This window comes from Pseudomonas sp. FW305-7 (genome assembly GCF_058786735.1).
In genome coordinates this window covers 1-13,526 of sequence record NZ_JBYSZA010000012.1, presented here as the reverse complement: position 1 = coordinate 13,526, position 13,526 = coordinate 1, and the positions used below count along the sequence as shown (strand labels likewise).

Genomic DNA, 13,526 nt, shown 5'->3' with positions numbered 1-13,526 from the left:
AATTTCAGGCTATGGGTAATAGCACAAAGAAGCCGGCTAAGACGCCAGAATGAGAGGAATTATCCGTACAAGATGTGAAAAAAACGGCAAATGGCGGGATTGCCCTGCACCGTTGCGGGAAGGATCACAAATCTGGATATGAGACCGACTCTTGTGGCGAGAGGATTTATCCCCGATGGCTGCGAAGCGGCCCCAAAAGCTGGAACTGCTGCGCAGACCATCGGGGATAAACCCCCTCACCACAAAGGCTAGCGCCCACAAGAGATTTGCGGTGTGGCGGTTAGCGCACGCTGCTGGTGAAGCTGCTCGCACCGACCAGTTCCAGAACGATGTCATCGCCGACATTCAGCGGACCAACACCCACCGGCGTGCCAGTGAGGATCACGTCACCGGCCTGCAGCGAGAAGCAGCCGGCCATGTGCTGGATCATCGGCACGATCGGGTTGAGCATCGCGCTGCTGTTGCCGTCCTGACGGACTTCGCCGTTGATGGTCAGGCGGATGCCGATGTTGGTCAGGTCGGCGAAGGTGCTGCCGACTACGAACGGGGCAAGCACTGCCGCTCCGTCGAACGACTTGGCGATTTCCCACGGCAAGCCCTTGGCTTTCAATTCAGCCTGTTTGTCGCGCAAAGTCAGATCCAGCGCCGGGGCGAAACCGGAGATCGCATCGAGCACTTCTTCACGGCTCGGCTTGGTCGACAGCGGCTTGCCGATCAGCACAGCGATTTCGGCTTCATAGTGCACCGAGCCGCGCTCGGTCGGAATGCTGAAACCGCCTTCCAGCTCGACCACGCAACTGCCCGGCTTGATGAACAGCAACGGCTCGGTAGGCACCGGGTTGTCCAGTTCCTTGGCGTGTTCGGCGTAATTACGGCCAATGCACACGACTTTCCCGATCGGGAAGTGGATGCGCGTGCCGTCGACATACTGGTGCTGATAGCTCATTTACCGACTCCTGCCTTCATTGATTCATCAAGAATTACAGATCAAACCGCGAAGATCTTGCCCGGGTTCATGATGCCGTTCGGGTCGAACACCGCTTTCACCGCTTTCATGTACTCGATTTCGACCGGGGAACGGCTGTAGGTCAAGTAATCGCGCTTGGTCATGCCGACGCCGTGCTCGGCAGAGATCGAGCCGTTGTACTTCTCGACGGTTTCGAACACCCACTTGTTGACGGTGGCGCACTTGGCGAAGAACTCGTCCTTGCTCAGGTTTTCCGGCTTGAGGATGTTCAGGTGCAGGTTGCCGTCGCCGATGTGGCCGAACCAGACAATTTCGAAATCCGGGTAGTGTTGGCCGACGATTGCGTCGATTTCCTGCAAGAACGCCGGCACTTTCGAAACGGTGACCGAGATGTCGTTCTTGTACGGCGTCCAGTGCGAGATGGTCTCGGAGATGTACTCGCGCAGCTTCCACAGGTTCTGCAACTGGGTTTCGCTCTGGCTCATCACCCCGTCCAGCACCCAGCCCTGCTCGACACAGTGTTCGAAGGTTTCCAGTGCGCTGTTGGCTACTTCTTCGGTGGTCGCTTCAAATTCCAGCAAGGCATAGAACGGGCAGTCGGTTTCGAACGGCGCCGGCACATCGCCGCGCCCCATGACCTTGGCCAGGGCTTTGTCGGAGAAGAATTCGAACGCGGTCAGGTCGAGCTTGCCCTGGAAGGCGTGCAGCACCGGCATGATCGAGTCGAAATCGGCAGTGCCAAGGACCATCGCGGTGAGGTTTTTCGGCGCACGATCCAGACGCATGGTCGCTTCGACGACGAAACCGAGGGTGCCTTCAGCGCCGATGAACAGTTGCCGCAGGTCATAACCGGTGGCGTTCTTGATCAGGTCTTTGTTCAGCTCCAGCACATCGCCCTTGCCGGTGACGACTTTCATCCCGGCCACCCAGTTGCGGGTCATACCGTAGCGAATCACCTTGATTCCGCCGGCATTGGTGCCGATGTTGCCGCCAATCTGGCTGGAACCTGCAGAAGCGAAGTCGACCGGGTAATACAGGCCTTTTTCTTCGGCGACGTTCTGCAAATGCTCGGTGACCACACCCGGCTGACACACGGCGGTGCGGTCTGTGAGGTTCACGTCGAGAATCTGGTTCATGTAGTCGAACGAGACCACCACTTCACCATTCGCGGCCACCGCAGCAGCGGAAAGCCCGGTGCGCCCGCCCGATGGCACCAGCGCGACCTTGTGCGTGTTGGCCCAACGGACAACGGCCTGCACCTGCTCGATGGTCTTGGGGAACACGATGGCGCTTGGGGCCGGGGCGAAATGCTTGGTCCAATCCTTGCCGTACGCGTTCAGGGAGTCGGCGTCGGTCAGGACCTTGCCAGGCTCGACCAGGGTCTTCAGTTCATCAATCAGGGCAGGATTGGTCATCGACAGAACTCTCGAACAATTCATGGTCATCCTGAGAACGCTTCACGTCGCAGGAATGAGTGTTTAGCGGGGCGGCTATGCTAGCATACCGACCCCGCAGGACAGTGCCCAAGGCCAGATCTGCGGTAACGGCTTTCCTGCCGTTTGGGTCAGCTCCAGGCTGCTCCCCTCCCTGCCATTTTTCTCCGGGATACAGGTTTACGCAGATGAGCAAGACTTCTCTCGATAAGAGCAAGATCAAGTTCCTTCTTCTCGAAGGCGTCCACCAATCGGCTGTCGACGTCCTCAAGGCGGCGGGCTACACCAGCATCGAATACCTGACAGGTTCCTTGCCGGAAGCCCAGCTCAAGGAAAAGATCGCTGACGCTCACTTCATCGGCATTCGTTCTCGCACCCAACTGACCGAAGAAATCTTCGATCACGCGAAGAAGCTGGTGGCAGTCGGCTGTTTCTGCATCGGCACCAACCAGGTTGACCTGAGTGCTGCCCGCGAGCGCGGTATCGCCGTGTTCAACGCGCCGTACTCCAACACTCGCTCCGTTGCCGAGCTGGTGCTGGCCGAAGCGATTCTGCTGCTGCGCGGCATCCCTGAGAAAAACGCTTCCTGCCACCGTGGTGGCTGGATCAAATCCGCAGCCAACTCCTTCGAGATCCGTGGCAAGAAGCTGGGCATCGTCGGCTACGGCTCGATCGGTACGCAGCTGTCGGTTCTGGCTGAAGGTCTGGGCATGCAGGTGTTCTTCTACGACACCGTGACCAAGCTGCCGCTGGGCAACGCCACGCAGGTCGGCAACCTGCACGAGCTGCTGGGCATGTCCGACATCGTCACCCTGCACGTTCCGGAAACCGCTGCGACCCAGTGGATGATCGGCGAGAAGGAAATCCGCGCCATCAAGAAGGGCGGCATCCTGATCAACGCGGCGCGTGGCACCGTGGTCGAGCTGGACGCCCTGGCGGACGCGATCAAGGACAAGCACCTGATCGGCGCGGCCATCGACGTATTCCCGGTGGAGCCACGCTCCAACGACGAAGAGTTCGAAAGCCCGCTGCGTGGCCTCGACAACGTGATCCTGACCCCGCACATCGGTGGCTCGACCGCCGAAGCGCAAGCCAACATCGGTCTGGAAGTGGCAGAGAAGCTGGTCAAGTACAGCGACAACGGTACTTCCGTTTCGTCGGTCAACTTCCCGGAAGTAGCCCTGCCGGCTCACCCTGGCAAGCACCGCCTGCTGCACATCCACGAGAACATTCCGGGTGTGATGAGCGAGATCAACAAGGTCTTCGCCGAAAACGGCATCAACATCTCCGGTCAGTTCCTGCAGACCAACGAGAAAGTCGGTTACGTGGTAATCGACGTCGACGCCGAGTACTCGGAGCTGGCGCAAGAGAAGCTGCAACACGTCAACGGTACTATCCGTAGCCGCGTGCTGTTCTGATCGAACGCTGAGCGACAAAAAAAGGGAGCCTTCGAGCTCCCTTTTTCATGCCTGTGGAAAAGTTACTCCACGTTGACGGTGATCTTCTTCGAGACGATCGGTGGATCGAACGGCATATGGCCGCTGTCGCCCAACTCCAGTTGCAGAGTGTGTTTGCCCGGGGCCAATTTGACGTCGGCCTGGGTCTGGGCCTTGCCAAAGTGCATGTGGTTGGCATCGTTGGGAATCGGCGCACCGGCTGCCGGCAGCTTGTCGACGTCGATCAGCAAATGGTGGTGACCGGAGTTTTTGGTGACATCGCCAGCGGGTGCGAGGGAGACGTCCTTGACGCCGAACTTGACGGTAAAGGTTTGCGAAACAGTCGCCCCGTCCTCGGGAGAAACGATGAACACTTCAGCACCCTTTGGAGCCGGAGTCGCCGCACTGGCCAGCACCGAAACACCCATCAGCACACCGGCCATCGCCGCACGTGACATAAAGCTTTTCATTTTCTTCTCCAGTTTTTCCGTAAAATCCGCACGGTCATGACAACTTCATGACCATTCGTTGTCGAAGGCACTCGACAACCATAGCAAAGCGCGCCAGAAACACAGGCCGCGATAATGATTTCAAAGGAGTGACCATGCGTTTTCTGCCTGGCCTGATCTGCCTGCTACCCCTTTTGAGCCCATTGGCTCACGCCGAACTGATTGATGACGTCAACGACCGTGGCGAGTTGCGCATCGCCATTGAGGCTAATACACCGCCCTTCAATTTCAAGGATGGCGACACACTCACGGGGTTCGAGGTCGAGCTGGGGCAACTGCTGGCCAACGAGCTGGATGTACGCGCCGACTTCATCGTCACCGACGAAGGCGATCTGCTCCAGGGCGTTGAAAGCGGCAAGTACGACGTAGCGCTCAACCACATAGCACTGACACCTGAACTCAAGGATCGTTTCGACTTCAGCGAGCCATACGGCAAGGTTGAATCGCAGTTGCTGGCGAAAAACGATGAGCAACCACGGCCGATGGTGCTGGTGCAGGCGTTGACGGAAGAGAAGCCAAAAGCGACGGCACCAGTGGAGTTGGCGATTCCGTTTCAGAAGGGCAACCCGGCGTTTCAGGCCAGCCTTGCGAGCGCAATACAGCGGATCAAAGCGGATGGGCGTTTGGAGGCGTTGACCGAGAAGTGGTTCAAAGCGCAGACCACTGAAAACCTGAAGTGAACAAAAAAACCTGTGGGAGCTGGCTTGCCAGCGATAGCGGTGGGTCAGTCAGCAATGATGGTGGCTGACCCAATGCCATCGCTGGCAAGCCAGCTCCCACAGTGTTTTGTGGTGAATGGCTAGTCGAGTTTTGTCAGGGCTGTTGCAGCCTGCGGCAGTTCGAGTTCGCTGAAAACCTGCACGCCATGGCGTTTGAGCAGTGCAGCTGTCACGCCTTCACCGCTGACTTTCACTCCACTGAACGTGCCGTCATACGTCAGCAGATTGCCGCACGATGGACTGTTGGCCTTGAGCACCGCCACCCGAATACCGTGCTTGCGCACCAACTCTAGTGCCTGCCGCGCACCATCAAGAAACTGTGCGCTGACATCCTCGCCCTCGGTAGTGATCACCGAAGCAACGCCATCGAGCACTTCACTACCCTGCCCGCCCGGAATCTCTGCCGCTGCTCGGGGTGTCGGCAAACCGCCCGCGACTTCCGGACACAACGGCACCACACGCCCTTCGGCAATCCACTGTTCGAGCAAATCAAACGGCCCGCTGGCCCCGCCGTCGTAGCGCACGCGGTGGCCCAACAGGCAGCGGCTGACCAGAATCTTGTTCATATCAGAACGGCTCGTTGCCACGACGGCGAAACCAACCGGTCAGCGACAAGCGCTCGCGATTCGCCGGCAGCACTTCATGAGGCACCTCGCCGGAGAGAAACACCACCAGACAACCGCCGGTGGGCTGCACATCGTGCACGCGGTCGCCGTGCAGATACATGCGCAACTGGCCACCATCCTCCGGCAGCCAGGCATCATTGAGGTAGACCACCACCGAAACCATGCGCTTGTCATCGTCGCGAAAACGGTCGACATGCCTGCGATAAAACGCACCCGGCGGGTACAGGGCGAAATGGCATTCAAAGTCTTCAAGACCGAGGAACAAGCCCCGGTTGAGTGCCTCGCGCAGACTGTCCATCAGGTTCAGATATCGGTCGCTGGCCTCGGCCTGCCCCGGGTCGATCCATTGGATATGGTCGCCGCGAATCCCCTCGCGAATCTCTGAAAACGGCCCACGGCCAACAGCCGCCGGCGCCAGTTCACCCTCGGCCTCACGTTTGCGGCACTCAGCCGCCAGCTCGCGGGTCAAAACCGCGGGCAGGAAAATGTTCTGCTGCGACCAGCCGTGTTCGGCCAGGTCGTCGACGATACGTAACAGCAGCGGGTGTTCAGAGGATATTTGCATGGCGCGCATAGTATGTCGGCGGCAAGAAATCCGACAGAGCCACGCGGCGGCTGGATACGAATTCTCGACAAGTACCGGCACCGCACGGAGAATAGTCCGCTGCTGACAGGAGTCCCTATGCGCCGTTTGCTTTTTTCACTGTTGATGTTCTGTGTTTTGCCCGCCTGGGCGGACGGCCACGATCAGCTGTACAAGGTCGCCGGCTGGCCAGATCAACGTGCGCATTTCAATGACGCCCTGAGTGCCGCGCAGCAGCGCTATCAAAACAGCCTGCCGCCCGCCGTGTTTCAAGCGCTGGTGAACAACAGCAATCAGCGTTTTGCGCCACAGGCCATGGACCAGCGCGCCGAAGCTCAATTGCGGCAGAAGCTCGCCGATCCGAAACCGGCGCTGTCTTTCTTTCAATCGCCGTTGGGCAAGAAAATCGTTGCCGCTGAATTACTGGCGACCCGCCGCGATCAACTGGCAAAAAATGCCAAGGGCCTGCCGAAGATGCCGGCCAGCGACAGCCGCCTGCTGATCATCGGCCACCTCGCCCAGGCGCTGCCTGCCCGCGAGGCTGGCGCCGAAGTCAGTCTGGCGATTGCCGGCGTGGCCGCGGACAGTTTGAGTTCGATGATCCCGGGACTGCTCGGCGGCGGTCAGGCGCAGGGCATGTTGAATGGGCAACGTCAGCGCTTGATGGAGCAGATTGGCGCGGACATGAACAACACGCTGCTCTATGTATATCGCGACCTGTCGGATGAAGAGCTGGAAGAGTTCGCGACGTTTGCCGAATCGACCGAGGGCAAGGCTTATTACCAGGCGGCGCTGGCGGCGATTCGGGCGGGGTTGGCGGTGGGACAGAATACGTCGAACCTTAGCCAGTGATCTCTATCGCCTGACAGGCCGTCATCGCTGGCAAGCCAGCTCCCACAGGGTCCTTGGCGCTCACACATTCTGAACTCACGGAAGATCCTTGTGGGAGCTGGCTTGCCAGCGATGAGGCCAGTGAATCCTCTAGAGATTCCTGCCCCTGATCCGCTTGCTCAGAAACTCGAAATACTCCTCGCGCATCTCCACCGTCTCATTGGCCAGATGATGCCGCGCCTCGGGCAGCAGCAAGATCTGCGGCCGATCAAACTTCCACTTCAACACCTGCAAATTGTGCTGCCAGTCGACCGTCATGTCCGCCTGCCCCTGAATGATCAGCGGCCGCCGCGGACTTTTTTTCGCATACTCGACCCGGTTGATCCAGCGCGACAAGGCTCCGACCCATGCCGTCGGCAAACGCTTGGGCTGCAACGGATCGGCGAGCAGAAACGGCAGGAAATCCGGATCGTTGGAGTTCTCGCTGAAACGTCGGGCGATGCCCCGCACAAACGGCCGCAGCAAGTAATAACTCAGCTGCGACCAGCCCCACGCCCGCGGCCGCACCAGCGGCGACAGCAAGATCAACTGTCCCTGCGCCGGACTGTTCTCGCCATGATTGAGCACATGATCGACCACGATCGCGCCGCCGGTACTTTGCCCGCACAAGTGCCAGGGCTGCGGTAGCGCAATTGAGTTCGCTTCGGCGAACAAGGCTTGCAGCGCGTCCTGATATTCGGAGAAGTCGCGGATGCTCGCTCGCGGCCCGCTCGACAGACCGTGCCCCGGCAAGTCGCAGGCAATCACGGCAAAATCCTGATCCAGCGCCCACTCGATCACATGCCGATAGAGCCCGGTGTGATCGTAGAAACCGTGGAGTAGAAACAGCGTGCCCTTGACCTTTTCCGGCCACCAGCAATGGCTGACCAATTCGTAACCGTCCACGGCAAACCGCCCCATGCCGCGCCAGACATCACGTTCGGGGAAGTCGGTCTGGTAGAACCGTTGATACGCTTTCGACTCCTCGGACAACGCCTGCCACTCGGCCAGAGGCTTGAGGCTGGCGCGGATTTGATCGGGGTCGAAAGTGGCAGGCATGAGGCAATTCCAGAACGGTAAACAGACTTTATCGGCCTGCGATATTCATCTGTTGAGTCAGGCATGGCAAGCTAGCCGGCCTTCGAGGATCGAAAACCATGCGTTCGCCCTACCGCACCGCACTGTTTGCCAGCCTGCTCGCGCTTGTGTGTGCAGGCGTGCTGTGGGCCGCGTATGACTGGTTTCAGGGGCGCTACCTGCGGGCGTTCAGCGAACACACCGCGGTTTTTTCCGGCGATCCTTTGCGTCTTCCCGATAACCTGGCTGGCCCCGGCAATATCCGTCTCGTCCACTTCTGGGACCCAGCCTGCCCGTGCAACGTCGGCAATCAACAGCACCTGACCGAAATGGTCGAGCACTTCAGCGGCAAAGGCGTGGAGTTTTTTGCCGTGCAGAGAGCCGGCAGCCACGGCCAGTTGCCCGCCACGCTGAGCAGCCTGAAAACCATCACGGTGTTGCCCGGCTCCGAGCAGATTCCCGCCAGCCCGGCCGTGGCGATTTGGGATCGCAGCGGCAAACTGGCGTACTTCGGTCCCTACAGCGAAGGCCTCACCTGTAACTCCAGTAACAGTTTTATCGAACCGATCCTCAATGCGCTGACGGATGATCGCCCGGTGAATGCCACACACACCCTGGCGGTCGGCTGCTATTGCCCGTGGCCGGTGGAGGCGCAGTAAGGCATTCCGGACTTTTCAAGGACAGCGATGCACGGCACAGAAGGTCTGTGCTAATTGTTTGCAGCCCGACGGGCGGCAATCCCGCATGCACAAGGAGTCACCATGAAGCGCGTGTTCACCGTTCTTGCCTTGCTCATCGTTGTCCTGCTCGCCGGCGCCGGCTGGTATGTCTACAGCAAGCAGCCATCCCGCCAGGGCCAAGTTGAACTGCGCAACCTGCAGGGTTCGGTGACCGTACGCTATGACGAGCGCGGCGTGCCGCACATCCGTGCTGAGAACGAAACCGACCTGTACCGCGCCCTCGGCTATGTGCATGCCCAGGACCGGCTGTTCCAGATGGAAGCGATGCGCCGCCTCGCCCGTGGCGAACTGGCCGAAGTGCTCGGGCCAAAACTGCTCGACACCGACAAACTGTTCCGCAGCCTGCGAATTCGTGAACGCGCGGCCAGTTACGTCGCCAGCCTCGATAAGCAGTCGCCGGCGTGGAAGGGCCTGCAAGCCTATCTGGATGGCATCAACCAATATCAGGACACCCACGCGTCGCCTATCGAGTTCGACGTGCTGGGCATCCCCAAGCGACCGTTCACGGCTGAAGACAGCATCAGTGTCGCCGGTTACATGGCCTACAGCTTTGCCGCGGCGTTTCGCACCGAGCCTTTGCTGACTTACGTACGCGATCAACTGGGCGCCGACTACCTCAACGTCTTTGATCTCGACTGGCAGCCCAAAGGCGTGCTGGCGAAGAGTCGTGCAAATCCGACTCCGGCGCTTGCCGCCGGCGACTGGAAAGACCTCAACGCCCTCGCTCGCCTCAGCGAACAGGCACTGATCGACAACGGTCTGCCGCAGTTTGAAGGCAGCAATGCCTGGGTCATCGCGGGCAGTCGCAGCCAGAGCGGCAAACCGCTGCTGGCCGGCGATCCGCACATTCGTTTCTCGGTGCCGTCGGTGTGGTACGAGGCGCAATTGTCGGCGCCGGGTTTCGAACTCTATGGCCATCATCAGGCGCTAGTGCCGTTCGCGTTTTTGGGGCACAACCTCGATTTCGGCTGGAGCCTGACCATGTTCCAGAACGACGATCTGGACCTGATCGCCGAGAAGGTCAATCCGGATAATCCGAACCAGGTCTGGTATCGCGGCCAGTGGACCGACATGGTGGTCACCGAGCAGCAGATCAATGTGAAGGGCCAGACGCCAGTGACCATCACCCTGCGTCAGTCGCCGCACGGGCCAATCGTCAACGATGCGCTGGGTACGGCCGCCGGCAAGACGCCGATTGCGATGTGGTGGGCATTCCTCGAAACACCGAACCCGATCCTCGAAGGTTTCTACCAGCTCAACCGGGCCGACACGCTGGCCAAGGCCCGCGCTGCTGCGGCCAAGGTGCAGGCGCCGGGGCTGAATCTGGTTTACGCCAACGCCAAGGGTGATATCGGCTGGTGGGCCTCGGCGTTGCTGCCAAAACGCCCGGTCGGGGTGAAGCCGGGTTTCATTCTCGACGGCAGCAGCAATCAGGCCGACAAGGAAGGTTACTACCCGTTCAGCGCCAACCCGCAGGAAGAGAACCCGGCGCGCGGTTACATCGTCTCGGCCAACTTTCAGCCGGTTTCGCCGACCGGCATGGAGATTCCCGGTTACTACAACCTCGCCGACCGGGGCCAACAGCTCAATCGCCAGCTCAGCGACAAGAATGTGAAGTGGAGCAACGAGGCCAATCAGAAGCTGCAACTGGGTACCACCACCGCTTACGGCCCGCGTCTGCTGGCGCCGTTGCTGCCAGTGCTGCGTGAGGTCGTCAGCGACCCGGCGCAACTGAAACTGGTCGAGCAACTGGCGCAATGGCCAGGCGACTACCCGCTGGATTCGGTCAGTGCGACGCTGTTCAACCAGTTCCTCTACGACCTCGCCGATGCGGCGATGCGGGATGAGTTGGGCAATGACTTTTTCGACACGCTGTTGTCGACACGGGTGATCGATTCGGCACTGCCACGGCTGGCGGCGAACGCCGATTCACCGTGGTGGGACAACCGCGCCACCCCAGCCAAAGAGACCCGCGCCGATGTCGTGCGCACAGCGTGGCAGGCGAGCAACAAGCATCTGAAACTGACCCTTGGCGACGATGTTGCCGGATGGCAATGGGGCGCGGCGCACACACTGACTCACGGGCATCCGTTGGGGCAGCAGAAGCCGCTGGACCGGATTTTCAACGTCGGGCCGTTCGCGGCGCCGGGCAGTCATGAAGTGCCGAACAACCTTTCGGCGAAGATCGGCCCGGCGCCATGGCCGGTGACTTACGGGCCTTCGACGCGGCGTCTGGTGGACTTCGCCGACCCGGCGCACAGCTTGACGATCAACCCGGTCGGACAGAGTGGTGTGCCGTTCGACAGTCACTATGACGATCAGGCTGAGGCGTATGTCGACGGGATGTACGTGCAGGCACATTTCAGCGAGGAAGAGGTGACGGCGAATACGCGCAGCACGTTGAAGCTGTTGCCGGCGCGGGCTGCGCAATAGAGTTGTATTGACTGGACTGGCCTCATCGCTGGCAAGCCAGCTCCCACAGAGTTTCGTGTCGTTCACAAATCATGAGAACACCAGAGAACCTGTGGGAGCTGGCTTGCCAGCGATGGGCCCTCAAGAACACCAAAGGCCTTCAAAGCATCACCGCAAAATTCAGCCGAAACTGCTGCGGCGTCACGCCCAACCTGCGATTGAACACACTGCGCATATGCTGCGCATCGCGAAACCCGCACTGATACGCCACAGTCTTCAACGGCGCCGCGGTGCTTTCCAGCATCACCCGCGCCGCGTCCACCCGTGCCCGCTCGACGAACTCTGCCGGCGTGACCTTGGCTTCACGGGCAAACACCCGGGAGAAATTGCGCGCACTCATGTTCGCCGCATTGGCCAGATCGGCGATGGTCAGATCCCCAGTGAGATTGGCCAGCACATACAACTGCACCATCGCCACCGCCGAGGTCGACTCTGCGTGCGGCGTCAGGAACGGACTGAACTGCGACTGCCCGCCGGAACGCTGGGTGAACACCACCAGCCGCTTGGCCACGCTCAATGCCACTTCGGCGCCGTGATCACGCGCCAGCAGATACAGCGACAGATCAATCCCCGCCGTCACCCCGGCCGAGGTGTAGAGCGCACCATCCTCGACGTACAAGCGATCAGCTTCGACCTGCGTGGACGGGCACAACTGCGCCAAGGCCTCGGCATCGTTCCAATGCGTGGTGACCGTGCGCCCCTCAAGCAGCCCCGCGCGCGCCAGCATGAAGGCGCCGTTGCAGATCGAGCCGAAACGCTGCGCCCGGGCGCAGGCATCGCGCAGCCAGGTGTCGAAGGACTTGCCGAAATCGATGAAGGGCAACTGCGGCCCGCCGGCGACCAGCAACAGGTCAAAGGCGTCCGCCACTTCGCCGAAATGACGATGGGCGTTCAGCACCAGGCCGTTGGAGCAGGCCATCGATCCGTGTTCGACACCGATCACCTCCAGCCGGTAGTGATCCTCGGGCGCGAGAAAACGATTGGCCTCGGCGAACACATCCATGGGCCCGGTGACGTCCAGTGATTGCACGCCGGGGAATACCACGATGGCGATGGTTTTGGTCATCTCTCTCGCAAACTCCTCTGAACCTGTGGCGAGGGGATTTATCCCCGATCGGCTGCGCAGCAGTCGTAAATCCTGTAATCGCGTTTTAACTGATAAGCCTAATCAGCAGGTACCGGGGCTGCTGCGCAACCCATCGGGGATAAATCCCCTCACCACAATGCTCTCCTATCGGTCAGTTGGCATGATTTGCAGGTCGATTGGCAAGGATCGCAGCCATGCGTCGATTGTCCGCTTTCAGCCTCGGGAACAGACTTTCTCCATCAGCGCCGACCCGGCGTTTTCGACGAGGAAACCTCCCATGACCACCACCATCGCCGGCATCAAGATCCCCGACAGCGCCCTCGCCCGCGCTACCACCGAATACATTCGCGACATCGAATCCGACCTGCTCTATCACCACTCGCGCCGGGTGTTTCTGTTCGGTGCGCTGAGCGGCGAACGTCAGCAACTGGCCTACGATCCGGAGCTGCTGTACGTCGGCGCGATGTTCCATGACCTCGGTCTGGTCGAAGGTCATCGCAGTGACGACGAGCGTTTCGAAGTCGACGGTGCCAACGCTGCAGCGGCATTCCTGAAACCGTATGGCTTGAGCGATGACGACATCGAACAGGTCTGGTTGGCGATTGCCCTGCACACCACGCCGGGCGTACCGAAGCATCTGCGCCCGACCGTGGCGCTGGTGACCGCCGGTGTCGAGATGGACGTGCTGGGCATGGATTACGCCGCGTTCAGCAACGTGCAGCGCGAAGCGGTGGTGCATGCGCATCCACGCGGGGAAGGTTTCAAGGAGTGCATCATCTGCGCATTTGCCGATGGCTTGCGCCATCGTCCGCAGACCACATTCGGCAATGTGAAGACCGATGTGCTGGTGGATCAGGAACCAGGGTTCAAGCCGATGAACTTCGTCGAGGTCATCCGCAAATCCCCTTGGATTTCCTGACCACCATAGAACCTGTGGGAGCGGGCTTGCCCGCGATTGCGGTGGTTCAGCAGGCATCTAAATGACTGACAGGACGCCATCGCTGGCA

General features: G+C 60.2%; 13 protein-coding genes. 6 read left to right on the top strand and 7 right to left on the bottom strand.

From position 1 onward, the window contains the following. Window positions 1–280 precede the first annotated feature (280 nt). The gene (locus AC3WMT_RS15895; protein ID WP_103304363.1) at window positions 281–946 is read right to left on the bottom strand and encodes a fumarylacetoacetate hydrolase family protein; all 666 of its coding nucleotides are present in this window, start codon (window positions 944–946) and stop codon (window positions 281–283) included. A 41-nt stretch (window positions 947–987) separates the two neighbouring features. Next, window positions 988–2,382, bottom strand: coding sequence for an FAD-binding oxidoreductase (locus AC3WMT_RS15890; protein ID WP_103304364.1), 1,395 nt, complete (start codon window positions 2,380–2,382; stop codon window positions 988–990). A 206-nt stretch (window positions 2,383–2,588) separates the two neighbouring features. Here AC3WMT_RS15890 and serA point away from each other — a divergent pair, with 206 nt between their 5' ends. After that, window positions 2,589–3,818: a phosphoglycerate dehydrogenase gene (serA, locus tag AC3WMT_RS15885; protein WP_025112046.1), complete on the top strand. Its 1,230-nt coding sequence runs from the start codon at window positions 2,589–2,591 to the stop codon at window positions 3,816–3,818. A gap of 62 nt (window positions 3,819–3,880) precedes the next feature. Here serA and AC3WMT_RS15880 read toward each other — a convergent pair whose 3' ends face one another. After that, a complete protein-coding gene (locus tag AC3WMT_RS15880; protein ID WP_103304365.1) occupies window positions 3,881–4,306 on the bottom strand; it encodes a DUF4399 domain-containing protein in 426 nt (141 codons plus the stop codon). Window positions 4,307–4,440: 134 nt separating this feature from the next. Between AC3WMT_RS15880 and AC3WMT_RS15875 the strand changes: the two genes are divergently transcribed. Next, entirely contained in the window at window positions 4,441–5,025 is a 585-nt protein-coding gene (locus AC3WMT_RS15875; protein ID WP_103304366.1) for a transporter substrate-binding domain-containing protein, read from the top strand. Between the two features lie 119 nt (window positions 5,026–5,144). On the opposite strand, the gene AC3WMT_RS15870 is transcribed toward AC3WMT_RS15875, so the two are convergent. Beyond that, the gene (locus tag AC3WMT_RS15870) at window positions 5,145–5,630 is read right to left on the bottom strand and encodes a 2-thiouracil desulfurase family protein (RefSeq protein WP_103304367.1); all 486 of its coding nucleotides are present in this window, start codon (window positions 5,628–5,630) and stop codon (window positions 5,145–5,147) included. Window position 5,631: 1 nt separating this feature from the next. Beyond that, window positions 5,632–6,264 carry a 2OG-Fe(II) oxygenase gene (locus AC3WMT_RS15865; RefSeq protein ID WP_103304368.1) on the bottom strand — a complete coding sequence of 211 codons (633 nt, stop codon included), beginning with the start codon at window positions 6,262–6,264 and terminating at the stop codon, window positions 5,632–5,634. A 108-nt stretch (window positions 6,265–6,372) separates the two neighbouring features. Here AC3WMT_RS15865 and AC3WMT_RS15860 point away from each other — a divergent pair, with 108 nt between their 5' ends. Then, window positions 6,373–7,125, top strand: coding sequence for a DUF2059 domain-containing protein (locus AC3WMT_RS15860; RefSeq protein ID WP_103304369.1), 753 nt, complete (start codon window positions 6,373–6,375; stop codon window positions 7,123–7,125). A 129-nt stretch (window positions 7,126–7,254) separates the two neighbouring features. Here AC3WMT_RS15860 and bipL read toward each other — a convergent pair whose 3' ends face one another. Next, complete coding sequence (gene bipL, locus AC3WMT_RS15855; protein ID WP_103304370.1) at window positions 7,255–8,202, bottom strand: phospholipase BipL; 948 nt, start codon at window positions 8,200–8,202, stop codon at window positions 7,255–7,257. 98 nt (window positions 8,203–8,300) lie between these two features. Here bipL and AC3WMT_RS15850 point away from each other — a divergent pair, with 98 nt between their 5' ends. Together AC3WMT_RS15850 and AC3WMT_RS15845 are read left to right on the top strand one after the other, a co-directional pair. Further along, window positions 8,301–8,879 carry a DUF6436 domain-containing protein gene (locus AC3WMT_RS15850; RefSeq protein WP_103304371.1) on the top strand — a complete coding sequence of 193 codons (579 nt, stop codon included), beginning with the start codon at window positions 8,301–8,303 and terminating at the stop codon, window positions 8,877–8,879. 102 nt (window positions 8,880–8,981) lie between these two features. Then, the gene (locus AC3WMT_RS15845; protein ID WP_103304372.1) at window positions 8,982–11,393 is read left to right on the top strand and encodes a penicillin acylase family protein; all 2,412 of its coding nucleotides are present in this window, start codon (window positions 8,982–8,984) and stop codon (window positions 11,391–11,393) included. A 139-nt stretch (window positions 11,394–11,532) separates the two neighbouring features. Here AC3WMT_RS15845 and AC3WMT_RS15840 read toward each other — a convergent pair whose 3' ends face one another. Then, window positions 11,533–12,498, bottom strand: coding sequence for a GlxA family transcriptional regulator (locus AC3WMT_RS15840; protein WP_103304373.1), 966 nt, complete (start codon window positions 12,496–12,498; stop codon window positions 11,533–11,535). A gap of 298 nt (window positions 12,499–12,796) precedes the next feature. Between AC3WMT_RS15840 and AC3WMT_RS15835 the strand changes: the two genes are divergently transcribed. Continuing rightward, window positions 12,797–13,438 (top strand): HD domain-containing protein, encoded by a 642-nt coding sequence (locus tag AC3WMT_RS15835; protein ID WP_103304374.1) that lies wholly within the window; start codon window positions 12,797–12,799, stop codon window positions 13,436–13,438. The last annotated feature ends 88 nt before the right edge of the window (window positions 13,439–13,526 follow it).